Source organism: Priestia sp. YIM B13490 (assembly GCF_042787735.1).
Classification (GTDB): Bacteria; Bacillota; Bacilli; order Bacillales; family Bacillaceae_H; genus Priestia; species Priestia megaterium.
Map to the genome: position 1 here is coordinate 232,187 of NZ_JBHZOT010000005.1, position 24,795 is coordinate 256,981.

Below are 24,795 nucleotides of genomic sequence, written 5' to 3' on the forward strand. Positions count from 1 at the left end.
GAACAAATAAAGGAGGATACAGAATGGCTACATATCGAATTCGATTTCAATTATGGTGGTACAAATTATTAATTAAACTTAAGCTAAAAACAGATGAAGTGTACTATATAGGAGGAAGTGAAGCTCTTCCACCGCCTTTAACAAAAGATGAAGAAGAAGTACTCCTGAAAAAACTTCCATCAGGAGATGAAGCAGCACGTTCACTGTTGATTGAGCGTAATTTGCGACTGGTTGTTTATATTGCCCGCAAGTTTGAAAATACGGGAATCAATATTGAGGATTTAATTAGCATCGGCACCATCGGTTTAATTAAAGCAGTAAACACATTTAATCCTGAAAAGAAAATTAAGCTAGCGACGTACGCCTCTCGCTGTATTGAAAATGAAATTTTAATGTATTTGCGCCGCAACAATAAAATTCGATCTGAAGTTTCATTTGATGAGCCGTTAAATATTGATTGGGATGGAAACGAACTGCTATTATCTGACGTGATGGGAACCGAAGAAGATATCATCACAAAAGACCTAGAAGCGAACGTGGATCGAAAACTTTTGTTGAAAGCACTGCACCAATTAAATGATCGTGAAAAGCAAATTATGGAGCTGCGCTTTGGGCTAGCCGGCGGAGAAGAAAAAACGCAAAAAGATGTAGCTGATATGCTAGGCATTTCTCAGTCTTATATTTCAAGGCTTGAAAAACGAATTATTAAACGGCTGCGAAAAGAATTTAATAAAATGGTTTAAGTAAAAAAGCTGATTGTATAAGGGCTGAGAAGCATCTTATACAATCAGCTTTTTTAGCGTGGAATTGTCAGAATTGTAAAAGTGCATATTTTTTCCTTCGGAGGAGATACTGAATTCAGAACATCATCTCCTGTTAGGAGGGAAAGAGTTGACAAGAAATAAAGTAGAAATTTGTGGAGTAGATACTTCGAAACTTCCCGTATTAAAAAATGAAGAAATGCGAAAGTTGTTTAAACAAATGCAGGCTGGAGATGGAACAGCAAGAGAAAAGCTAGTAAGCGGAAATTTACGTCTCGTACTCAGCGTGATTCAACGTTTTAACAATCGTGGAGAATTTGTTGATGACTTATTTCAGGTTGGATGTATTGGATTAATGAAATCCATTGACAATTTTGATTTAAGTCAAAACGTGAAGTTTTCTACATATGCTGTCCCAATGATTATAGGGGAAATTCGCCGCTATTTACGTGACAATAATCCAATCCGTGTTTCTCGTTCCCTTCGTGATATTGCTTATAAAGCTCTTCAAGTTCGTGAAAGGCTTATGAGTGAAACATCCAAGGAACCTACAGCTGAGGAAATTTCAAAAGTCCTAGAAGTGCCGCATGAAGAAATTGTGTTTGCTTTAGATGCTATCCAAGATCCGGTTTCTCTATTTGAACCTATTTACAATGATGGTGGAGACCCAATCTATGTCATGGATCAGCTAAGCGATGAACGCAACCGTGATTCAACTTGGATTGAAGAAATTGCTTTGCAAGAAGGTATGAGAAGATTGAACGAGCGAGAAAAACTAATTTTACGAAAGCGCTTCTTTCAAGGTAAAACACAGATGGAAGTTGCTGAAGAAATTGGTATTTCTCAAGCTCAGGTTTCTCGTTTAGAAAAAGCTGCTATTAAACAGATGAATAAAAATATTCAAAGTTAACAAAAGCTATCTAAACTGGCAGCTGCTCGCGTTCATACAATTAATACCATTCACTTTATTTGATGTTCAACTTAATAAGCATCGTGTCTATAAAAACAGACACGATGCTTATTTTGTATGTATCAATGTATAATACATGACCAAAAGATATTCATATCCGGTTTCCTATTGCTGTGAGGACTTCTAGCTACTCGTTGAGAATGTCTCTTGATGAAAAGCTGTGTAATTAGTGGACAAAATGCCTATAGAACGAGAATGGCAGAGAAAAAATAAGCTTTTCCTTCATGAAATGAAAATTTGAAAATATATATAGGCTAAGGAATAAAGTTGGCTATAGGAGGAGAGAGCATGTTAAAGATTTCAGAATTCCAGCTGAAAGATGTAGTGAATGTAGCTGATGGCAAAAAACTTGGAAATGTAGGGGATATTGATATTGACTTAACAACGGGAAAAATACAGGCCGTCATTATCGGAGGCTCTCGTGTATTGGGCTTCTTTGGAAAAGATGATGAAATTGTGATTCCGTGGAAAAATATTGTGAAAATTGGTTCTGATGTCATTTTAGTACGTTATAAAGACGCATTTCAGCCTGAAGAGAATTAGTTTTTTGTCAACAGCACCTAGCAATCTGTGGTACAATATGTGAGAAGAAATGAAACAAGGGATGTGTCACATACATGAATCCTGAGCCATTAAAAAAAAGCCATCACGAGTCGTTTATGTGGCTGAGCCCTTGGGTAGAAAAGAATGATATGCTTGTTGCTGGTTTCACCACAAAAAATGGTGGCGTGAGTAAACCTCCATTTGCTTCTTTTAACCTAGGGCTTCACGTAAACGATAACGTAGAAGATGTTATTACAAATAGAAAAATTTTAGCAGCCGAACTAGACATGTCTTTTGAAAGCTTTGTATGTGCTGAACAAGTACATGAAGCAACTGTTCAAAAAGTAACAAAAGCCGACTGTGCAAAAGGACTCTACAAGTATGAAGAGGGCATAAAAGCAACGGATGGCATTTATACAAATGAATCTGATATTTTGTTAGCTTTATGTTATGCAGATTGTGTTCCGCTGTACTTCTATGCGCCTGATCACCATTTAGTTGGTCTAGCTCATGCCGGGTGGAAGGGAACAGTGAAAGATATTGCAGGAAATATGATTCGACGTTGGGTAGAGCAAGAAAATGTTCCGGTTGAAGATATTTACGTGGCGATTGGCCCTTCGATTGAAGATTGCTGTTATGTTGTCGATAACCGCGTCATTACACAAGTAAACGAAGTAGTTGGCCAAAATGGATATCAAGAAGTAAGCCCTGGACAATACGCGCTTAATTTAAAAAAAGTCAATAAGCTGCTGATTCAAAACGCAGGCGTATTGCCGGAACGAATTTTAACATCGTCGTATTGTACAAGCTGTGAAGATGACCTGTTCTTCTCACATCGCCGCGACCAAGGGAAAACAGGACGCATGTTTAACTTCATAGGCTTTAAGGAGGAGTAATTACATAGTGACAGCTAGCGTAAGTGAAAATCTAGAAGCAGTTCAACAAACAATTGCTGAAGCGTGTAAAAAAGTTAATCGAAATCGAGAAGATGTAGAGCTGATTGCTGTAACAAAATACGTTTCCACAAAACGAGCAGCAGAAGCAGTGGATGCAGGCATTTTACATCTTGGAGAAAACAGGGATGAAGGTCTTCTAGAAAAGTATGAATCAATCGGTGAGAAAGCGACCTGGCATTTTATCGGAAGCTTACAAACAAGAAAAGTAAAAAATGTGATTGATAAAGTTGACTATATTCATTCACTAGACCGAGTATCTTTAGCAAAAGAAATTGATAAACGCTCAGGGCATCGTATAAAATGTTTTGTACAAGTTAATGTTGCCGAAGAACAATCCAAGCATGGCCTTGCTGTAGAAGACGTAATTCCATTTATTAAATCCCTTGAAGAATTTACAAATATTCAAGTGGTCGGATTGATGACCATGGCTCCTCACACAGATGACGAGTCTACGCTTCGCAGCTGTTTTCAAGGTCTAAAAAAATTGCAGAGTCGCATACAAGAACTAAACTTGCCATATGCACCGTGTACAGAGCTATCAATGGGAATGTCAAACGATTATGCAATTGCAATTGAAGAAGGAGCAACATTTATTCGACTAGGAACCACGTTAGTTGGGAATGAACGTTAAGGAGGTGTAATTCAAGATGAGTATGAAAAATCGCTTTAGAAGTTTTTTTGCTCTTGATGACGATACTGAATATGTAGAAGAACATTACGAACAAGAAGAGTCGGTAGAAGAGCCCGTACAGCAGTCGAGACCAGCAGCGAAAGCTAGTCAGCAGCCGAATCAGCAGCAAAATGTGATTAGCTTGCAAAGCGTTCAAAAATCATCAAAAATGATGCTTTGCGAACCTCGCGTCTATGCCGAAGCACAAGAAATTACGGATCATTTAAAAAATCGTAAAGTCGTAGTTGTGAATTTACAGCGCATTCAACGAGATCAAGCAGTGAGAATTGTCGACTTTTTAAGTGGTACAGTTTATGCTTTAGGCGGGGACATTCAAAAAATTGGAACCGACATCTTTTTATGTACACCTGATAATGTAGACGTAAGCGGAAGCATTTCAGATATGATGGGGGAACACGATACAACAAACGTAAAGAGGTGGTAGTTTTTGGACATCGTTTTTGGGATTCTTGGAAAATTAATTGGGCTTTACTCATGGGCACTGATTATTTACATTTTGATGTCTTGGGTACCCGATGTAAGGGCGTCTAAGTTTGGTCAGCTGCTTGGCAGTATTTGTGAGCCTTACTTAGAGCCTTTTCGTAAAATCATTCCGCCTATTGGCATGATTGATATTTCACCTCTTGTTGCAATCTTTTTATTGCGATTTGCTGAAAGAGGCGTGTATTCACTTAATAATGTGGTAGGTTTTATTTAAAAAAGGAATCGCTGGATTCCTTTTTTACATACCAATAGTAGGAGTAATAATATGTCTATTTATGAACATTTTAGGCAAGAAGAACATGGATTTATTGACCAGGTTCTTCAGTGGAAAGAAGATGTCCTACATCAATACAGCCCAAAATTAACGGACTTTTTAGATCCAAGAGAGCAGCAGATTGTGACAGCTATTGTCGGGACTGAAGGAGAGGTTCAAGTTTCATTTGATGGTGGACAACCGTTTGCTGAACGCAAGCGCGCGCTGCTATATCCGGATTACTATGTACCTCAAAGCGAAGATTTTCAGTTGCATATGTACGAGCTCAATTATCCTAAAAAGTTTGTGACAATTGAACATCCTCAAGTTCTTGGTTCGGCGATGTCCTTAGGACTGCGCCGTTCAAAATTTGGAGATATTTTGGTCGCGGGAGACGATATTCAGCTTGTAGCTGCAGAGGAAATTTCTTCTTATATTGAGATGAATTTAACATCAATTGGAAAAGCCAAAGTTTCACTTTCTTCTATTCAAAGAGAGCAGCTGCATGTGGTAAAAGAAGAGCTGATTGAACACGTTTATACAGTTTCTTCAATGAGGCTTGATGTTTTGCTGTCGACCATTCACAATTTATCAAGACAAAAAGTCCAGCCGTTTATTGCAAATGGAGCGGTAAAAGTAAATTTTAAAGTCATTGAACAGCCTTCTTTTGAATGTCATGAAGGTGATATTTTGTCGCTTCGTGGTCACGGCAGAAGTCGTATCGTTTCACTTGAAGGAAAAACTAAAAAAGAAAAATGGCGAATTGTTGTAGGAAAGCAGAAATAAAGAAATCTACTAGCAGGAAATTTTAAAAATATGTCGAATAAACCATTACTAATGATGTAATGAGACAACACGGAGGTGGCCTAGATGCCTTTAACCCCTTTGGATATTCATAACAAAGAGTTTAATCGCGGGTTTCGCGGATATGATGAAGATGAAGTAAATGAGTTTCTTGACCAAGTAATTAAAGACTATGAGCTAGTCATGCGTGATAAAAAGGAGTTAGAAGGAAGAGTATCTGAATTAACAGATCGTCTTGGACATTTTACTAACATCGAAGAAACATTAAATAAATCAATTTTAATTGCTCAAGAAGCAGCGGAAGATGTGAAGCGAAACGCTGAAAAAGAAGCGAAGCTCATTATAAAAGAAGCAGAAAAAAATGCGGACCGTATTATTAATGAAGCATTGTCTAAGTCTCGTAAAATTGCGATGGACATTGAGGAGACGAAAAAGCAGTCTAAAGTATTTAGAACTCGTTTCAAAATGTTAATCGAAGCACAGCTTGAAATGTTAAACAGCGACGACTGGGATCAGTTGATGGATTATGAGATGCCAGCGCTAGAAGAAAAAATTGACTAGTCAAGACATCATCTTGACTTCTCACGTTTTGTTGTCATATAATTTGGTAACAGATGAAATTTCATATCAAACAGTACGGAGACAGGGACAGTAGCTTTTTTAGTTTGTCAAAGCGAATCGAGGATGGTGTGAGCTCGATAACAAACAAAAAAGTGAAAATCACCCTAGAGTACCATTGCTGAACTGATGATAGTAAGCAGTGGCGGTTTATTCACGTTACGAATGCAAAGAGGATTTGCGTGCAGCAAATCTACTAGGGTGGTACCGCGGGAGGCCTTCTCGTCCCTTTTTGGGATGAGGAGGTCTTTTTGTTATGGTACAAAAAGATATGAAATTTACGTTTTTTTTTGGAGGGTAAAACATGGAATATAAAGATACATTATTGATGCCAAAAACTGAATTTCCAATGCGTGGAAATTTACCAAACCGCGAGCCTAAAATGCAAGAACAGTGGGCTGAAATGAATATTTATGAAAAAGTACAAAAACGTACGGAAGGCCGTCCGCTATTTGTCCTGCATGATGGACCTCCATATGCGAATGGCGATATTCACATGGGACATGCATTAAATAAAATTTTAAAAGATTTTATCGTTCGCTATAAGTCGATGTCAGGCTTCTGTGCACCTTATGTACCAGGCTGGGATACACACGGTTTGCCAATTGAAACAGCTTTAACAAAAAATAAAAAAGTAAACCGCAAAGAAATGACGGTAGCTGAGTTCCGTAAGCTTTGCGAACAGTATGCTTGGGAACAAGTAAACGGCCAGCGTGAGCAGTTCAAGCGTTTAGGTGTACGCGGAGATTGGGATAATCCATATGTAACGCTTCAGCCCCAGTACGAAGCGCAGCAAATCAAAGTGTTTGGTGACATGGCGAAAAAAGGCTACATCTACAAAGGGTTAAAACCAGTGTACTGGTCCCCTTCAAGTGAATCTGCTTTAGCAGAAGCGGAAATTGAGTACTATGACAAACGTTCAGCTTCTATTTACGTAGCATTTAACGTAAAAGATGGTAAAGGTGTGCTTGAACAAGATGAAAAATTCATCATTTGGACGACAACACCATGGACAATGCCAGCTAACCAAGGGATTGCTGTCAATCCTGAGCTTCAGTACAGCGTAGTTGAAGCAGATGGAGCAAAATATGTAGTGGCAACTGAACTGATTGAAACAGTTGCTAAAGAAATTGAATGGGCTGACTATAAGACGCTTCGTACGGTAAAAGGTTCAGAACTTGAGCGTGTAGTAGCTGAGCATCCAATCTACAAGCGTGATTCATTAGTTGTTCTTGGCGATCACGTAACAACGGATGCTGGTACTGGGTGTGTTCATACAGCACCGGGACACGGGGAAGACGACTTTATCGTTGGTCAAAAATACGGTTTGGAAGTTCTTTGTCCAGTCGACAGTAAGGGTCATATGACGAATGAAGCACCAGGATTTGAAGGGTTATTCTATGATAAAGCGAATAAGCCGATTACAGACAAACTAGAAGAAGAAGGCGCGCTGTTAAAATTAAGTTTCATTACCCACTCATACCCACATGACTGGCGTACAAAGAAACCAACAATTTTCCGTGCAACGGCACAGTGGTTTGCGTCTATTAAAGATTTCCGTGAAGATTTATTAAAAGCAGTAGAAAAAACAAAATGGGTGCCTACTTGGGGTGAAACGCGACTTTATAACATGGTGCGTGACCGCGGAGACTGGTGTATTTCTCGTCAACGTGCATGGGGCGTTCCGATTCCGGTATTTTATGCTGAAAATGATGAGCCAATCATTACGGATGAAACAATTGAACACGTATCAAATCTATTTAGAGAACATGGATCAAACGTATGGTTTGAGCGTGAAGCAAAAGACTTGCTTCCGGAAGGCTTTACTCATGAAGGAAGCCCAAATGGCCGCTTCACAAAAGAAACAGACATCATGGACGTATGGTTTGACTCTGGTTCTTCACATCAAGCTGTTCTTGAAGAACGTGAAGACTTACAGCGTCCGGCTGATTTGTATTTAGAAGGTTCTGACCAATACCGCGGCTGGTTTAATTCAAGTCTTTCTACAAGCGTAGCTGTAACGGGTGAAGCACCTTATAAAGGGGTACTTAGCCATGGATTTGCTTTAGACGGTGAAGGTCGCAAAATGAGTAAGTCATTAGGAAACGTTGTAATTCCAGAAAAAGTAATGAAACAACTAGGTGCAGATATTTTACGTTTATGGGTAGCTTCTGTAGATTACCAAGCTGATGTTCGTGTATCTGATAACATTTTAAAACAAGTAGCAGAAGTATATCGTAAAATCCGCAACACGTTCCGTTTCTTACTAGGAAACTTAGCGGACTTTAATCCAACAACTGATGCTGTAGCTGTTGAAGACCTTCGTGAAGTAGACCGCTACATGCTTGTGAAGCTGAACAAATTAATTGATAAAGTGAAAAAATCTTATGATTCATATGAATTCTCAAGCATTTATCACGCAGTGCATAATTTCTGTACAATTGATATGAGTTCATTCTACTTAGACTTTGCAAAAGATGTATTGTACATCGAAGCAGAAAATAATGTAGAGCGCCGCAGCATTCAAACGGTCCTTTATGAAACGTTATTATCGTTAACGAAATTAGTGTCTCCAATTCTTTCTCATACAGCAGACGAAGTATGGGTTCACATTCCAAATGTAACGGAAGAAAGCGTGCAGCTAGTTGATATGCCAGAGGTTCAAGAAATCGAAGGAGCAGATCAATTAGTAGAGAAATGGGATGCATTCATGGAGCTTCGTGATGAAGTATTAAAAGCGCTAGAACAGGCTCGTAATGAAAAAGTAATCGGTAAGTCTTTAGAAGCAAAATTAACGCTGTATCCAACAGCAGATACGAAAGAACTGTTAGCATCTATTTCTGAAAATGTAGGTCAACTCTTCATCGTTTCAGATCTTGAGGTAGCAGAAGGTGAAGCACCTGCTGAAGCACAAAAATTCAGCTATGCTTCAATTGTTGTAAGTAAAGCAGAAGGTGAGAAGTGTGAGCGCTGCTGGGTTGTATCACCAACAGTTGGCGAAGATCAAGATCACCCGACTTTATGTACACGCTGTGCGGATGTTGTAAAAAATCACTACGTTCAGCAGTAATTAACAAAAACACGTCCTTTTTGGGCGTGTTTTTTGCTGTACGAAATTCCCAAATACAATGGTATAAAGCATTTAAAGCCTTAGGAAAAACTTGTGTTGTAGATTCGATGGAAAACTCGGTAAACCTAACATCATTAATACTTCATCTTATCAGCACAGGAGGCGTTTGAATGTATGAAAATTATCTTTCCATTGGACAGGAATTAGCTCTTATTAAAGAAGAATTACAAGATCGCCTATTGAGATATGCTACAGAACAATCTGGTTATATAGATGAAAAGGAACGTTACGTAATAGAAATGATTAAAGCCGATTTAAAAGATGTAGAACACGCGTTAGCAAAGCTTGACGTTGGTGCGTTCGGAATTGATGAACTAACTGGCGAAGTGATGTCTATTCATAAATTAAAAGTAATGCCGACGGCCCGCACAAATGAAGATTTATTTGTTTTATGGTGAGAAGCGAGAAAAAAAATGAATTATGTGCTAAAATGCTTTAGTATGGATTCGTTTGATTTTATTGCGGGAGGAAAACGTTTGTGTTTTATTATCTTATCGCTTTAGCTGTTATACTTATTGATCAGGTAACAAAATGGATGATTGTAAAAGAAATGTATTATGGACAAAGCATCACCGTAATTGAAAACTTTCTTTACATTACCTCTCATCGTAACAGAGGAGCCGCGTGGGGGATTTTACAAGGACAGATGTGGTTCTTTTATCTCATTACGGTGGTTGTGGTAGTCGGTTTAATAATTTATATTCAAAAGCTCAAAAAACAAGATAAATGGTTCGGTATTGCGCTAGCATTAATGTTAGGCGGCGCCATTGGAAACTTTATTGATCGAGTGGTCCGTAAAGAAGTAGTTGATTTCGTAAATACATACATCTTTACGTATGATTTTCCGATTTTTAACGTAGCTGATTCGGCACTTGTCGTCGGAGTAATCATCATGTTTATTATGACGCTGTTTGAAGGGAAAATGAAGAAGGAGCACAAAGAATGAATGTAATTGAAACAGTTATAAATGAAGAACAAGCGGGAGAACGTATTGATAAAGTACTTTCGACTGTAAATGCAGAATGGTCACGTTCACAAGTGCAGCAATGGATTAAAGAAGGTCACGCAAAAGTGAACGATAAAACCGTTAAAGGAAACTATAAATGTAAAACAGGAGACGCTATTATTATCGAAGTGCCGGAATTAGAAGAGCTTGATGTGGTAGCGGAAGAAATGGATTTAGATATTTATTATGAAGATCAAGATGTGCTTGTTGTAAATAAACCTCGCGGCATGGTTGTACATCCAGCTCCTGGTCATCATAGCGGCACGCTTGTAAACGGCCTAATGGCTCACTGTAAAGATTTATCGGGTATTAACGGCGTTATGCGCCCTGGTATCGTTCATCGAATTGATAAAGATACATCCGGTTTACTTATGGTTGCAAAAAATGATTTAGCTCATGAATCACTAGTTAGTCAGCTTGTAGCTAAAACAGTAACGCGTCGTTATAAAGCTATCGTTCACGGAGTAATTGCGCACGATCACGGTACAATTGATGCGCCAATCGGCCGAGATAAGCAAGATCGTCAAAGCATGACGGTAACTGATGAAAACAGTCGTGATGCAGTGACACACTTTACTGTATTGCAGCGCTTTAAAGATTTTTCACTAGTCGAATGTAAGCTAGAAACGGGGCGAACACACCAAATTCGCGTTCATATGAAGTATATTGGCTTTCCGCTTGCCGGGGATCCGAAGTACGGACCGAAAAAAACGCTTCCGATTGACGGACAAGCGCTTCATGCAGGTGTATTAGGCTTTATTCACCCTCGTACAAATGAATATATGGAATTTGAAGCACCGGCTCCAAAAGAGTTTAATGAGATGCTAGAGCTTATTGAAAAAAGAAGTTGACAACTGCCATAAGTGATGGCATACTTGTATTAACTTAATAAGAACCTTTAAGAACAGTCCAGAGAGGCTGAGAAGGAAACGGTGCAGAAAAGGCATATTTATAGCCTTTTTGAAGAAATATGTCTAAAACCAAATCCTCTTGCCTCAAGGCAAGAGGATTTTTTTATGTCAACAACTTGAGGTGAAAAACAGTGAACGTAAAAGCTACCGTACTTGACGAACAGGCTATTCGCCGCGCTTTAACTCGAATTGCACATGAGATTATTGAAAAGAATAAAGGAATCGAAAATTGTGTGCTAGTGGGGATTAAAACGCGAGGTATTTATATCGCAAAACGTTTAGCAGAACGAATTGCACAAATTGAAGGAAATACATTGCCAGTCGGAGAACTAGACATCACGCTTTACCGAGATGATTTATCGAAAGTGACAAGCAATGATGAGCCTCTTGTAAAAGGATCAGATATTCCGACAGATATTGCAAATAAGAACGTCATCTTAGTAGACGATGTGTTATATACGGGCCGTACGGTTCGAGCAGCACTTGATGCACTGATTGATATCGGCCGACCTGAACTCATTCAGCTGGCTGTCTTAGTGGATAGAGGGCACCGCGAGCTGCCGATTCGAGCAGACTACGTTGGCAAAAACGTACCGACAGCTAAAAGTGAAAAAATTGCGGTGCATTTAATGGAAGTAGACGAAAAAGACCACGTGTCTATTTACGAAAAATAAATTATATACCCTTTTAAATGGTAGTCCCGTGAGGCTGCAAAAGGGGGGTCACTATACAAGGAAAACTATACTGCGGTATAGCGTCTTCCTTGTATGCTGAAAACCTCTTTGCCTCTGCGTAAAGAGGTTTTTTAATAGTGATAGGAGGAAAAACATATGAGTCAACAACGAGATTTTGTACTTGATATACATGATAAACCAAAAGCAATAAATTGGTTAACATTGAGTCTGCAGCATTTGTTTGCAATGTTTGGGTCGACGGTGTTAGTGCCGTTCCTAGTTGGGTTCAGCCCGGCAATTGCTTTGATTTCAAGCGGGGTAGGAACGCTTGCTTTCCTGCTCATTACAAGAGGTCAAATTCCTTCTTATCTTGGTTCATCGTTCGCGTTCATCACGCCAATCATTTTCGCCAAAGCTTCGTTTGGGCCTGAAGAAACGATGGTTGGTTGTTTCTTAGCCGGACTTGTTTATGGAATTGTTGCTTTGATTATAAAAGGAACAGGAATCAATTGGATTATGAAGCTGCTTCCTCCGGTTGTAGTAGGACCAGTTATTATGGTTATAGGCTTAGGACTGGCTAATACAGCAGTAGGCATGGCTATGAACGATGCAAAAGGAAATTACAGCTTAACTTACCTGATGGTTGCGCTTGTGACACTAGCGATAACAGTTGCTTGCTCAATCTTCTTTAAAAACATTATCAGCCTGATTCCGGTACTGATGGGAATTATCGGCGGATACATCTTCGCTTATACACAAGGATTGGTAGACTTTTCAAAGGTAGTGAAAGCAGAGTGGATTGAAGTACCTCACTTCTACGTGCCGTTCGTCACATACACGCCGTCCATTTCATTAGGGATTGTGCTTATCATGGTACCTGTAGCAGTCGTAACACTCTCAGAACATATCGGACACATTCTCGTCTTAAATAAGATTGTGGATCGAAACTATATTGAAAAGCCAGGGCTGCACAGATCGATTTTAGGAGACGGAGTAGCAACTATGCTTGCTGCGCTGATCGGCGGACCGCCAAATACAACATACGGTGAGAACATCGGAGTGTTAGCCATCACAAAGGTGCTTAGCGTATTTGTGATAGCAGGAGCAGCAGTCTTCGCGATTTTGTTCGGGTTTGTCGGAAAAATCAACGCTCTTATTTCAAGTATACCAACGCCGGTCATGGGCGGGATTTCGATTCTCTTATTCGGAATCATTGCTTCATCGGGCTTGCGAATGATGGTGGATGCAAAGGTAGACCTTGGATCAAAACGAAACTTAATGATTGCTTCGATTATCTTAGTATTAGGAATCGGAGGAGCACACTTAGATATCTCAGAACATGTAAAGATTGATAGCATGGCACTGTCTGCTATCATGGGAGTTCTGCTGAATCTAGTTCTGCCGAAAGAGAAGATAAAAGAAGCAGAAAACGTTCAAGAAACGTCAGCACGAAAAATTTCATAGAACGCCTTTTAATTGAAATCCAGAGAGGTTTCTAAGGGTGTGTGAAAAGCGCGTTATAGACGAAGCTTGTTTTCTTACACCCTTTCTAAGTTAGAAAGGGTGTTTTTTATAAAGAAATGCGAGGAAAGCAAAAATGGAGGGAATCGATATGAAACATTTAGTGACAGTCTCAACACTAGAAACAAATGAAATTCTAGAGATTTTAGACAGCGCTGAAAACTATCGAACGAATAAACAAGGATGGAAACCGGAAGAGAAAATGTTTGTTGCCAACTTATTTTTTGAAGCGAGCACGCGTACTCGATGCAGCTTTGAAATGGCAGAACAGCAGCTAGGATTAACAACAATTCCGTTTGAAGTAACAACTTCAAGCGTCCAAAAAGGAGAAACGCTTTATGACACGATTGAAACATTAGCTTCAATCGGCGTTCAATCAGTTGTTATTCGCCACCCGCAAGATCGTTATTATGAAGCACTGCAGGAAAAAGTATCGATTCCCATCATTAATGCAGGAGACGGATGCGGTCAGCATCCAACTCAATGTCTGCTTGATCTACTGACGATTCGCCAAGAGTTCGGCTCGTTTAAAGGATTAAAAGTCGCAATAGTCGGAGATTTGCGACATAGCCGCGTAGCGAGATCGAATGCTGAAATGCTGACAAAACTAGGGGCGACCGTATATTTTGCGGGACCTGAAGAATGGAAAGATGAAGAGAACAGACACGGTACATATCTTGATATCGATGAAGCAATCGAAACGGTCGATGTTGTGATGCTGCTGCGTATTCAATTTGAAAGGCATGAAGAGAACACTTCAGAGCTTGCACAGAACTACCACAGCCGCTTCGGATTAACCGTTGAACGAGAGCGGAAAATGAAATCACATAGCATTATCCTTCATCCAGCTCCTGTAAACAGAGGAGTCGAAATTGCAGATGAGCTCGTTGAATGTGAACGATCAAGAATTTTTAAACAAATGCAAAATGGCGTGTACATTCGCATGGCAGTATTAGCAAGAGCGCTACAACCAATTGAAAGGGGACTTAATAATGACAACAATTATCAAAAATGCTACATGGTTAAATGAAGGAAAAATTGAACAAGTCGAACTGAAAATTGAAAATGGTGTAATTGCTGAAATAGCTTCACACATCGACGTGGAGAATGAAGAAGTCATTGATGCAGGCGGGAACTTCTTATCACCGGGTTTAATCGATGTCCACGTTCACTTGCGCGAGCCAGGGGGAGAAAAGAAAGAAACGATTGAAACGGGTACTCTAGCAGCGGCAAAGGGCGGTTTTACAGCAATTGCTGCAATGCCAAACACGCGTCCAGTTCCGGATACTGTTGAACAAATGGAGTGGGTAAACAAGCGTATTGAAGAAACAGCACATGTTCGCGTATTGCCATACGCATCGATTACCACTCGCCAATTAGGAAAAGAACTAACGGACTTTGAAGGCTTAAAAGAAGCGGGCGCATTTGCTTTTACAGATGATGGAGTAGGCGTTCAGTCAACAGGAATGATGCTAGAAGCGATGAAGAAAGCCGCTTCATTAAATAAAGCAATCGTTGCACACTGTGAAGATAATGATTTAATCAACAAAGGCTGCGTCCACGACGGAAAATTTGCAAAAGAACATGGACTAAACGGTATTCCTTCTATCTGTGAAGCCGTTCAAATTGCACGAGATGTACTGCTTGCTGAAGCAGCAAACTGTCACTACCATGTGTGTCACGTAAGTACAAAAGAATCCATTCGCGCCATTCGGGATGCAAAAAAAGCAGGCATTCGCGTAACCGCAGAAGTAACGCCTCATCATTTACTGCTAAATGAGGAAGACATCCCTGGGCTTGATTCAAACTTTAAAATGAATCCGCCGCTTCGAGGAAAAGATGATCAACAGGCATTAATTGAAGCTTTATTAGATGGAACGCTTGATTTTATCGCCACTGATCATGCACCGCACACAGCGGACGAAAAAGCAGAAGGCATGGAGCTTGCGCCGTTTGGGATTGTGGGACTTGAAACAGCTTTCCCGCTTCTTTATACAAACTTAGTATTAAAAGAAGTAATGACGCTAGAGCAGCTAGTATCATATTTAACAAACAAGCCTGCTGACACGTTCAACCTTCCCTATGGCACCATCGAAGTAGGGAAAACAGCAGATTTAACTATCATTGATCTTGAAACGGAAAAAGCAATTAATCCAGAAGAATTTGTATCAAAAGGTAAAAATACGCCGTTTGCTAACTGGGTATGCAAAGGTTGGCCGGTAATGACATTAGTAGAAGGTAAACGAGTATGGGAGGATGTTAAAGCATGCAACGTCAACTAATTTTAGAAGATGGAACAGTATTTATCGGAAAAGGATTCGGCAGCGACAAAGAAATGACAGGAGAAGTTGTTTTCAACACGGGAATGACAGGATATCAAGAAATTCTATCTGATCCATCATACTGTGCACAAATTGTGACATTAACATATCCTTTAATCGGAAACTACGGTATTAACCGCGATGACTTTGAGTCGATTGAACCAGCTGTACACGGTTTGATTGTAAAAGAAATTTGTGATGCTCCTTCAAACTTCAGAAGCGAACTATCAGTAGATGAATTTTTAAAACAAAAAGATATTCCAGGATTGGCTGGAATCGACACGAGAAAATTAACGAGAAAAATTCGTCAGCACGGTGCGCTTCGCGGACGCGTGTGCAACATGGAAGTCAATGTAGAAGAAGTGGTAGCACAGCTTCAAAATCATGAACTTCCGACTGATTCAGTTAAAAAAGTATCAACAGTGAAGCCTTATCCAAGCCCAGGCAGAGGTAAAAAAGTGGTACTCGTTGACTTTGGAATGAAACACGGAATTTTACGTGAATTAACAGCTCGTCAATGCGACGTGATTGTGGTTCCTTATAACGTAACTGCGCAAGAAATTCTTCAATTAAATCCAGATGGCATCATGTTGAGCAACGGACCTGGAGACCCAAAAGACGTACCTGAAGCAATCGAGATGATTCAAGGGGTTTTAGGAAAGGTTCCTCTTTTCGGAATTTGTTTAGGACATCAGCTGTTTGCGCTAGCATGCGGAGCAGATACAGAAAAAATGAAATTTGGTCATCGTGGATCCAACCATCCTGTAAAGGATCTAAAAACCAATAAAGTAGCTCTTACATCTCAAAACCACGGCTATACAGTATGTGAGCCATCTCTTGTCAACACGCCATTAGAAGTGACGCACGTTGCGCTTAACGATGGAACAGTTGAAGGAGTAAAGCATAAAGAATATCCGGCATTCACGGTTCAATATCACCCTGAAGCATCACCGGGACCTGAAGATGCAAACGGATTGTTCAACGAATTTATGAATCTTATGAAAAACAATCAGAAAGTAGGTAATTGCTAATGCCAAAACGTCAAGATATTAACACAATTCTCGTAATCGGATCAGGACCAATCGTCATCGGACAGGCGGCAGAGTTTGACTATGCAGGAGCGCAAGCGTGTATTGCGCTAAAAGAAGAAGGATACAAAGTTATTCTTGTGAATTCCAATCCTGCAACAATCATGACAGACTCAGAAATGGCAGATAAAGTATATATTGAACCTCTAACGGTTGAATTTGTAAGCTCAATTATTCGTAAAGAACGCCCTGATGCACTGCTTCCAACGCTTGGCGGTCAAACGGGATTGAACTTAGCGGTAGAATTACACGAAACGGGTATTTTAGAAGAATTTAATGTAGAAATTCTCGGGACAAAATTATCGGCGATTGAACAAGCTGAAGACCGTGAGCAGTTCCGTTCACTAATGAATGAACTAAATCAGCCTGTCCCAGCAAGTGAAATCATTCATTCGCTAGACGAAGCGTATGCGTTTGTTGAACAAGTAAACTATCCGGTAATCGTGCGTCCTGCTTATACGCTTGGCGGTACGGGAGGCGGAATTTGTAACAACGAGCAAGAGTTGATTGAAATTGTAACAAGTGGATTAAAACACAGTCCTGTAACACAGTGCTTACTTGAGAAAAGCATTGCAGGCTTTAAAGAAATTGAATATGAAGTAATGCGCGATGCAAACGATAATGCGATTGTAGTATGTAATATGGAAAACTTTGATCCGGTCGGTATTCATACGGGAGATTCAATTGTTGTAGCACCAAGCCAAACGCTAAGCGACCGTGAGTATCAGCTGCTTAGAAATGCGTCACTAACAATTATCCGAGCGCTTAAAATCGAAGGCGGATGTAACGTTCAGCTAGCACTAGATCCAGAAAGCTTCCAGTATTACGTAATTGAAGTAAACCCTCGCGTAAGCCGCTCATCGGCTTTAGCATCAAAAGCAACAGGGTATCCAATTGCAAAATTAGCAGCAAAAATTGCGGTAGGCTTAACATTAGATGAAATGATGAACCCGGTAACTGGGAAGACATACGCATGTTTCGAACCGGCACTAGATTACATCGTATCTAAAATTCCACGCTGGCCGTTTGATAAATTTGAATCAGCTAATCGTAAACTAGGTACACAGATGAAAGCAACAGGTGAAGTAATGGCAATTGGCCGCACGTTCGAAGAGTCAATTTTAAAAGCCGTACGCTCACTAGAGTCAAACGTTCATCACTTAGAGCTGAAAGATGCGCATGAATTTGATGATGCAATTATTGAAAAACGTATTCGCAAAGCTGGTGATGAGCGATTATTCTACATCGCAGAAGCGATTCGCCGTGGCGTAACGATTCAGCAAATTCACGAGTGGAGCAAAATCGATCTCTTCTTCTTAGTAAAACTTGAAAAAGTGATTGCTTTTGAAAATGTGTTAAAAGAAGAGATTCATAACGTAGAAGTTTTACAGGAAGCAAAAGAAATGGGATTTGCAGACTGCACGATTGCTAAGCTATGGAATCAAACAGAGCGTGAAGTATATGACTTCCGCAAACAAAATGGCGTGATGCCAGTGTACAAAACGGTAGATACATGTGCAGCTGAATTTGAATCTACAACACCATATTTCTACGGCACGTTTGAAGATGAAAACGAATCGATTGTTACAGATCGTAAAAGCGTTGTAGTGTTAGGGTCAGGACCAATCCGCATCGGGCAAGGAATTGAGTTTGACTATGCAACAGTTCACTCCGTGTGGGCGATTAAAGAAGCTGGATACGAGGCGATTATTGTCAATAACAATCCAGAAACAGTATCAACTGACTTCAGTATTTCAGATAAATTATACTTCGAGCCGCTGACGATTGAAGATGTGATGCATATCATCGATTTAGAAAAACCAGAAGGTGTGGTTGTACAGTTCGGTGGTCAAACAGCAATCAACTTAGCAGACGAGCTAGAAGCAAGAGGGGTCAAGATTTTAGGAACGTCGCTTGAAAGCTTAGACGCAGCGGAAGATCGTAAAAAATTCGAAGCGACGCTAGCACGTTTAGAAGTACCTCAGCCGCTTGGAAAGACGGTTACATCCGTAGAAGAAGCAGTGGTTGTGGCAAAAGAAATTGGTTATCCGGTGCTTGTACGACCTTCATATGTACTAGGCGGACGCGCAATGGAAATTGTATATAAAGAAGAAGAACTGCTTCACTATATGAAACACGCGGTAAAAGTACACGCTGATCACCCTGTGTTAATCGACCGCTACTTAACTGGAAAAGAAATTGAAGTCGATGCCATTTCAGACGGTGAAACAGTGGTTATTCCAGGGATTATGGAACATGTAGAGCGCGCCGGTGTACACTCAGGTGACTCCATTGCTGTATATCCACCGCAAACTCTGTCACAGGATGTAAAAGATACAATCATTGATTACACAACACGCATTGCAAAAGGCTTAAACATTATTGGACTGCTCAACATTCAGTTCGTCTTATCAAAAGGAGAAGTGTTTGTTCTTGAAGTAAATCCTCGTTCAAGCCGTACGGTGCCGTTCTTAAGTAAAATTACGCGTATTCCGATGGCGAATGTCGCAACAAAAGTTATTTTAGGAACAAGTTTGCGAGAGCTTGGTTATGAATCAGGCATGCACCCTGAAGAAGAAGGCGTCTACGTAAAAGTGCCGGTCTTCTCATTTGCAAAGCTGCGTCGCGTAGATATTACGCTTGGACCTGAAATGAAATCTACTGGAGAAGTAATGGGGCAAGATTCAACGTACGAAAAAGCATTATATAAAGGACTAATTGCGTCAGGTATGTCCATTAAGCCATACGGTTCAGTACTTATGACAGTAGCGGATAAAGACAAAGAAGAGGCAACAGCGCTTGCGAAGCGTTTTGCTAACATCGGCTACCAGGTGATTGCAACGGAAGGAACAGCTTCAACGTTTACAAAAGAAGACATTCGCGTAAAAGTAGTAAATAAAATTCATCATGAAGATCACAATCTTTTAGATGTGATACGAAAAGGTGAAGCGCAGCTTGTCATCAACACGCTAACAAAAGGAAAACAGCCTGCGCGTGACGGATTTAAAATTCGCCGTGAAGCAGTTGAAAATGGTGTACCTTGCTTAACATCACTTGATACAGCAGAAGCGATTTTACGAGTGCTTGAAACGATCAGCTTCCATACAACACCAATGAAAAAAGTTCGTCCAACTAAAGAGGTGACAACCGTATGATCAAACATGAAATGATGCAAGTCGTCAGTCAGCGACCGTTAACACACAATGTATATGAATTAACCCTTCAAGGCGAGCTTGTTCGTTTCATGAATGAGCCGGGGCAGTTTGTGCATATCCGCGTCAACAACGACTATTTGCCGCTGCTTCGCAGACCAATCAGTATTGCAGAAATTGACCAAACGCACGAACAATTTACGATGATTTACCGTGCAGAAGGGGCGGGAACATCGCTGCTTGCTGAAAAACAAGCCGGACAGTCGATCGACGTGTTAGGTCCGCTTGGCCACGGTTTTCCATTGGAAGCGATAGAGTCAGGTCAAACGGCTTTATTAGTAGGGGGAGGCATTGGAGTGCCTCCGCTCTATGAGCTTTCAAAAAGACTTCGTGAAAAAGGCGTGCAGGTTATTCACGTCTTAGGCTTTCAATCAAAAGCAGACGTATTTTACGAGCGAGAGTTTTTAGCTTTAGGAGAAACATATATTGCAACGGTAGACGGCTCTTACGGAACAAAAGGTTTTGTCACAACGGTGATTGACGAGCAGCAGTTTTCATATGACGTTATGTTTTCATGCGGTCCAACTCCGATGTTAAAAGCACTAGAAAATAATTATACAAACAAGCCGCTTTACATTTCTTTAGAAGAAAGAATGGGCTGTGGAATCGGTGCTTGTTTTGCATGTGTATGCAGAGAAAGTGAAGATTCTACGGCGTATAAAAAAATCTGCAGCGACGGTCCCGTCTTTCAAGCAGGGGAGGTGCTTCTATGAGTATGCTAAAAACGACATTGCCAGGATTAGATTTGAAAAATCCAATTATGCCCGCATCCGGCTGTTTTGGATTTGGGCGTGAGTATGCTCAATTTTATTCACTTGATGCACTTGGAGCCATTATGATTAAAGCGACTACTGCGGACACTCGTTTTGGCAATCCAACTCCTCGCGTAGCGGAAACATCTGCAGGAATGTTAAATGCGATTGGATTACAAAATCCTGGGTTAGAAAAAGTAATGAACGAAGAGCTCGTTTGGCTTCAGCAATATGACGTGCCGATTATCGCGAACGTAGCCGGTGCTTCAATTGAAGAATATGTGCACGTGGCAAAAGAAATTTCAACCGTATCAAATGTAAAAGCACTTGAATTGAATATTTCATGTCCTAACGTAAAAGAAGGCGGAATTGCGTTTGGCGTAGATCCTGTCATTGCTGCTCGTTTAACGAAAGCAGTAAAAGATGTTTCAAATGTTCCAGTTTATGTTAAACTATCACCAAACGTATCCAATATTGTAGACATGGCAATGGCTGTTGAAGAAGCCGGTGCGGATGGCTTAACGATGATCAATACGCTTCTCGGGATGCGTCTGGATTTGAAAACAGCTCAGCCGGTTTTAGCGAACGGCACAGGCGGACTGTCAGGCCCATCTATTAAACCGGTAGCGATTCGAATGGTATATGAAGTGAGTCAAAAAGTGAACATTCCAATTATCGGTATGGGCGGAGTGACAACTGCTGAAGATGCACTCGAGTTCCTATATGCAGGTGCAAGTGCAGTGGCGGTTGGTACAGCAAACTTTGTTGACCCGTATGTATGTCCAACCATCATTGACGAACTGCCAAGGCTATTAACATCATTAGGATACGAGCATGTTTCAGAATGTATTGGAAGGAGCTGGAAAAAGCGTGAAGCAACCGTTAATCATTGCTCTTGATTTTTCATCAATTAACGATGTACAGCAGTTTTTAATGCCTTTTCAACAAGAGTCATTGTTTGTGAAAGTAGGCATGGAACTGTTTTATAAAGAAGGGTTATCCATTATTTCTGCATTAAAAGAGCAAAACCACCAAATCTTTTTAGACTTAAAGCTTCATGATATTCCCAATACAGTAAAGCAAGGGATGAAGTCTTTAGCTTCTCTTGAAGTGGATTTGGTTAACGTTCACGCAGCGGGCGGAATGAACATGATGCAAGCAGCCGTTGAAGGACTTGACTTAGGAACCGCTGCCGGCAAAAAGCGCCCGGATTGTATTGCGGTTACTCAGCTAACGAGTACATCTGATGAAATGCTAAAAGAGCAGCAGCTCATTACACATTCGATGCAAGAAGTGGTTACGCATTATGCAGCGCTTGCTAAAAAAAGCGGACTTGACGGCGTTGTATGTTCTACTCATGAAGTCCCTTCGATTCGAAAAGCAGCGGGAGAGGACTTTTTGACCGTAACGCCGGGTATTCGTATGGGCACAGATTCAGTAGATGACCAAGTCCGTGTGGCAACACCTCAGCTAGCGAGAGAATATGGCTCAAGTGCCATTGTCGTTGGACGTTCTATTACTAAAGCAAAAGACCCGCTTAAAGCATATTATGAGATGTTACAGCAGTGGAAAGGGGAGCGTATTACGCGATGACAAAACTACGAAAAGAAATTGCAAAACAATTAATTGATATTGAGGCAGTAAGCCTTCAACCAAACGAGCCGTTTACGTGGGCCTCTGGAATTAAGTCACCTATTTATTGTGACAACCGTCTAACGCTTAGCTACCCGAAAGTGCGAAAAGAAATTGCAAAAGGTCTGCAGCATTTAATTAAAACGTATTTTGCCAATGCAGAAGTGATTGCCGGTACCGCTACAGCTGGTATCCCTCATGCAGCATGGGTAAGTGAAGCGCTAGAGCTTCCAATGTGCTATGTGCGAAGCAAAGCAAAAGAACATGGCCAAGGAAATCAAATCGAAGGAAAAGTAACAAAAGGTCAAAAAGTAGTTGTGATTGAAGATTTGATTTCAACTGGCGGAAGTGTGTTTACCGCAGTCGATGCATTAAAAGCGCAGGGGTGTGAAGTGCTTGGAGTTGTGTCTATCTTTACATATGAGCTGGAAAAAGCGCGTCAGCTGTTTAAAGAAAAAGAACTTCAGGTTTATTCGCTAACAGACTACTCTACGCTAGTAGAAGCGGCAAACGAAGCGGGATACATTGAAGAAGAAGCGATGGACAAGCTATTTAAATGGCGTGAAAACCCTTCAGACCCTTCATGGATGAACTAAACTAGGTCTATAATAAAAACCCCCTTTCTATATAGAAAGGGGGTTTTTATTATGACTGACGCAGCTTCAGTACAAGTTCTTCGCTAGGCGTTACGTACACCGTTTGCTGGTTATCGTACGTCACAAAACCAGGCTTGGCACCGCTTGGTTTTTTTACGTGGCGAATTTTTGTATAGTCCACGGGTACCGAACTTGAATTTTTAGCTTTACTAAAGTAAGCAGCAAGATGAGCCGCTTCTAAAATTGTTTCTTCTGAAGGCTCTTGGCTGCGGATAACAACGTGAGAACCCGGTATATCTTTCGTATGAAACCAAACGTCATCACGAGCAGCAAGGCGATTTGTTAAATACTCATTTTGCTTATTGTTTTTTCCAACTAAAATCGTCGTGCCGTCGCTTGAAACGTATTGTTCAAGTGTAGGCGTAGTGTTTTTTTGTTTTTTCGCTTGTTTTTGCTGACGGTTGCGCAAATATCCTTCTTCCACAAGCTCTTCACGAATCTCTGCAATGTCTTTGTGAGTAGCAGTATCCATTTGCTGAATAAGTGATTCAAAATACTGTACTTCTTCGTTTGCTTTTTCAATTTGTTCGATTACAATCGAAACGGAATTTTTCGCTTTTTGATACTTTGTGAAATAGCTTTGAGCATTTTGAGACGGTGATTTTTGCGGATCTAATGAAATCGTAAGTGTACCGCTATTTTCATCATAATAATTAATAACATCCACTTTCGCATCTCCTTTTTTGACAAGGTGTAAATTTGCGGTAAGGAGTTCACCGGCTAGCTGATAATCAGATGCTTTTTCTGCATTTTGCAGCGTTTGCTCAAGTTTTTTTATTTTTTTCTCATTTTTCTTTTTCTCGGTAGAAATAAACTGTACTAAATCATGCGCTTGCTGCTTTACACGATCTCGCTCTGCTTTCCCGTAGTAATAGCGGTCAAGAAGCTCGCTGATGGTTGCATACGTTTTTTTCGTACCCTCTAAATGCGTTAATTCCAGTAAATAAAAGTAGTCTTTTTGATTAACGGTTGTCAGAGTCGGTGTAAACTGACCTTCTTTGATCAGCGTCATCGTTTCGACGAATGATTTTGGAAGGGTAGAACGATTTGCTAAGCCAGAGCGAAACACCACTTCATTTGCAATTAAAGGAGAAAGCCCCGAGAAGGTTTGCACTAGCTGGGTGGCTAACTTTCCGCTATTAAAATCAATTTTTTTAGCCACGGTTTCTTCATCGGCTTCAAATGGATGAAGCTTATCTTGGCTAGGAGGCAGTACGTAAGGTGCTCCGGGTAGAAGCGTACGGTGCCTGTTCAAGGCCATTGGAACGTGTTTAATGCTGTCGATAATCGTTTGTTTTTCTTTATCTACAAGCACAACATTACTATGTCTTCCCATGATTTCAATAATAAGCTGCTTGTACGTCACGTCGCCAATTTCATTTCGTCCTTTTGTTTCAATGACTAAAATGCGGTCCAATCCAAGCTGATACACTTGTTCAATAATGCTGCCTTCTAAATGTTTGCGAAGAAGCATACAAAACATAGGAGGCTCAGATGGATTTTCATAGGGCTCATTTGTAAAATGAACGCGTGAATAGTTAGGGTGAGCTGAGATTAAAAGTTTGCGGTTTTCACCTTTAGCGCGTACTTGTAAAATCAACTCGTTTGGAAACGGCTGATATATTTTTGAAATTCGTCCTGAAACCAAGGTCTCAGATAATTCTTGTAAAATGCCATATGTAAAAATACCATCAAATGACATAGTGCTCACATCCTTAAGTAATTGAAAATTGTCCTATAGAAAAGTATAGCATTTTTTAGGACGAGTCTGAATAAGCATACGATATAAGATTGTAACAATCTAATAGGTGCA

24 protein-coding genes and 1 other annotated feature are annotated in these 24,795 nt (G+C 40.4%); of the genes, 23 read left to right on the forward strand and 1 reads right to left on the reverse strand.

The features are described 5' to 3' along the window. Nucleotides 1-23: 23 nt before the first annotated feature. The 23 genes from sigE (at nt 24) to pyrE (ending at nt 22,922) form a co-directional block, all read left to right on the forward strand. A complete protein-coding gene (sigE, locus tag ACFX4R_RS17485; RefSeq protein ID WP_013058953.1) occupies nt 24-743 on the forward strand; it encodes an RNA polymerase sporulation sigma factor SigE in 720 nt (239 codons plus the stop codon). 148 nt (nt 744-891) lie between these two features. Next, nucleotides 892-1,671, forward strand: coding sequence for an RNA polymerase sporulation sigma factor SigG (sigG, locus tag ACFX4R_RS17490; protein WP_013058952.1), 780 nt, complete (start codon nt 892-894; stop codon nt 1,669-1,671). Nucleotides 1,672-2,019: 348 nt separating this feature from the next. Then, nucleotides 2,020-2,274, forward strand: a complete 255-nt coding sequence (locus ACFX4R_RS17495; RefSeq protein WP_013058951.1) for a YlmC/YmxH family sporulation protein — start codon at nt 2,020-2,022, stop codon at nt 2,272-2,274. A 74-nt stretch (nt 2,275-2,348) separates the two neighbouring features. Next, nucleotides 2,349-3,170 (forward strand): peptidoglycan editing factor PgeF, encoded by an 822-nt coding sequence (gene pgeF, locus ACFX4R_RS17500; RefSeq protein WP_097824528.1) that lies wholly within the window; start codon nt 2,349-2,351, stop codon nt 3,168-3,170. 7 nt (nt 3,171-3,177) lie between these two features. Then, a complete protein-coding gene (locus ACFX4R_RS17505) occupies nt 3,178-3,861 on the forward strand; it encodes a YggS family pyridoxal phosphate-dependent enzyme (RefSeq protein ID WP_043976419.1) in 684 nt (227 codons plus the stop codon). A gap of 16 nt (nt 3,862-3,877) precedes the next feature. Further along, a complete protein-coding gene (locus ACFX4R_RS17510) occupies nt 3,878-4,345 on the forward strand; it encodes a cell division protein SepF (RefSeq protein ID WP_028410770.1) in 468 nt (155 codons plus the stop codon). A gap of 3 nt (nt 4,346-4,348) precedes the next feature. Further along, nucleotides 4,349-4,618 carry a YggT family protein gene (locus tag ACFX4R_RS17515; RefSeq protein WP_013058947.1) on the forward strand — a complete coding sequence of 90 codons (270 nt, stop codon included), beginning with the start codon at nt 4,349-4,351 and terminating at the stop codon, nt 4,616-4,618. 51 nt (nt 4,619-4,669) lie between these two features. Then, nucleotides 4,670-5,443: a YlmH family RNA-binding protein gene (locus tag ACFX4R_RS17520; RefSeq protein ID WP_043976422.1), complete on the forward strand. Its 774-nt coding sequence runs from the start codon at nt 4,670-4,672 to the stop codon at nt 5,441-5,443. A gap of 84 nt (nt 5,444-5,527) precedes the next feature. Next, on the forward strand, nt 5,528-6,022 hold the full coding sequence (locus ACFX4R_RS17525) for a DivIVA domain-containing protein (RefSeq protein WP_013058945.1): 495 nt from the start codon (nt 5,528-5,530) through the stop codon (nt 6,020-6,022). Between the two features lie 69 nt (nt 6,023-6,091). Further along, nucleotides 6,092-6,312: a binding site (T-box leader), on the forward strand. Between the two features lie 71 nt (nt 6,313-6,383). After that, entirely contained in the window at nt 6,384-9,149 is a 2,766-nt protein-coding gene (ileS, locus tag ACFX4R_RS17530) for an isoleucine--tRNA ligase (protein ID WP_013058944.1), read from the forward strand. Nucleotides 9,150-9,319: 170 nt separating this feature from the next. Next, complete coding sequence (locus ACFX4R_RS17535; protein ID WP_013084845.1) at nt 9,320-9,607, forward strand: conjugal transfer protein TraR; 288 nt, start codon at nt 9,320-9,322, stop codon at nt 9,605-9,607. 80 nt (nt 9,608-9,687) lie between these two features. Beyond that, a complete protein-coding gene (gene lspA / locus ACFX4R_RS17540; protein ID WP_013084844.1) occupies nt 9,688-10,155 on the forward strand; it encodes a signal peptidase II in 468 nt (155 codons plus the stop codon). Next, complete coding sequence (locus ACFX4R_RS17545) at nt 10,152-11,066, forward strand: RluA family pseudouridine synthase (RefSeq protein ID WP_013058941.1); 915 nt, start codon at nt 10,152-10,154, stop codon at nt 11,064-11,066. The genes lspA and ACFX4R_RS17545 overlap by 4 nt, the downstream gene beginning before the upstream one ends. A gap of 191 nt (nt 11,067-11,257) precedes the next feature. Beyond that, complete coding sequence (pyrR, locus tag ACFX4R_RS17550) at nt 11,258-11,800, forward strand: bifunctional pyr operon transcriptional regulator/uracil phosphoribosyltransferase PyrR (RefSeq protein ID WP_013058940.1); 543 nt, start codon at nt 11,258-11,260, stop codon at nt 11,798-11,800. Nucleotides 11,801-11,956: 156 nt separating this feature from the next. After that, nucleotides 11,957-13,264: a uracil-xanthine permease family protein gene (locus tag ACFX4R_RS17555; protein ID WP_043976427.1), complete on the forward strand. Its 1,308-nt coding sequence runs from the start codon at nt 11,957-11,959 to the stop codon at nt 13,262-13,264. A 148-nt stretch (nt 13,265-13,412) separates the two neighbouring features. Next, nucleotides 13,413-14,351, forward strand: coding sequence for an aspartate carbamoyltransferase catalytic subunit (locus tag ACFX4R_RS17560; protein WP_013058938.1), 939 nt, complete (start codon nt 13,413-13,415; stop codon nt 14,349-14,351). Beyond that, the gene (locus ACFX4R_RS17565; protein WP_043976431.1) at nt 14,314-15,603 is read left to right on the forward strand and encodes a dihydroorotase; all 1,290 of its coding nucleotides are present in this window, start codon (nt 14,314-14,316) and stop codon (nt 15,601-15,603) included. Before ACFX4R_RS17560 ends, ACFX4R_RS17565 begins: the two co-directional genes overlap by 38 nt. After that, the gene (locus tag ACFX4R_RS17570) at nt 15,588-16,673 is read left to right on the forward strand and encodes a carbamoyl phosphate synthase small subunit (protein WP_043976434.1); all 1,086 of its coding nucleotides are present in this window, start codon (nt 15,588-15,590) and stop codon (nt 16,671-16,673) included. Before ACFX4R_RS17565 ends, ACFX4R_RS17570 begins: the two co-directional genes overlap by 16 nt. Then, complete coding sequence (gene carB, locus ACFX4R_RS17575; RefSeq protein WP_097824522.1) at nt 16,673-19,885, forward strand: carbamoyl-phosphate synthase large subunit; 3,213 nt, start codon at nt 16,673-16,675, stop codon at nt 19,883-19,885. The genes ACFX4R_RS17570 and carB overlap by 1 nt, the downstream gene beginning before the upstream one ends. Continuing rightward, nucleotides 19,882-20,655 (forward strand): dihydroorotate dehydrogenase electron transfer subunit, encoded by a 774-nt coding sequence (locus ACFX4R_RS17580; protein ID WP_013084838.1) that lies wholly within the window; start codon nt 19,882-19,884, stop codon nt 20,653-20,655. Before carB ends, ACFX4R_RS17580 begins: the two co-directional genes overlap by 4 nt. Then, on the forward strand, nt 20,652-21,593 hold the full coding sequence (locus tag ACFX4R_RS17585) for a dihydroorotate dehydrogenase (RefSeq protein ID WP_016765435.1): 942 nt from the start codon (nt 20,652-20,654) through the stop codon (nt 21,591-21,593). Before ACFX4R_RS17580 ends, ACFX4R_RS17585 begins: the two co-directional genes overlap by 4 nt. Continuing rightward, nucleotides 21,565-22,287 (forward strand): orotidine-5'-phosphate decarboxylase, encoded by a 723-nt coding sequence (pyrF, locus tag ACFX4R_RS17590; protein ID WP_013058932.1) that lies wholly within the window; start codon nt 21,565-21,567, stop codon nt 22,285-22,287. The genes ACFX4R_RS17585 and pyrF overlap by 29 nt, the downstream gene beginning before the upstream one ends. Continuing rightward, on the forward strand, nt 22,284-22,922 hold the full coding sequence (gene pyrE / locus ACFX4R_RS17595) for an orotate phosphoribosyltransferase (RefSeq protein ID WP_013058931.1): 639 nt from the start codon (nt 22,284-22,286) through the stop codon (nt 22,920-22,922). Before pyrF ends, pyrE begins: the two co-directional genes overlap by 4 nt. 49 nt (nt 22,923-22,971) lie before the next feature. Here pyrE and ACFX4R_RS17600 read toward each other — a convergent pair whose 3' ends face one another. Next, nucleotides 22,972-24,684 (reverse strand): Rqc2 family fibronectin-binding protein, encoded by a 1,713-nt coding sequence (locus ACFX4R_RS17600; protein ID WP_043976438.1) that lies wholly within the window; start codon nt 24,682-24,684, stop codon nt 22,972-22,974. Between the last annotated feature and the right edge of the window lie 111 nt (nt 24,685-24,795).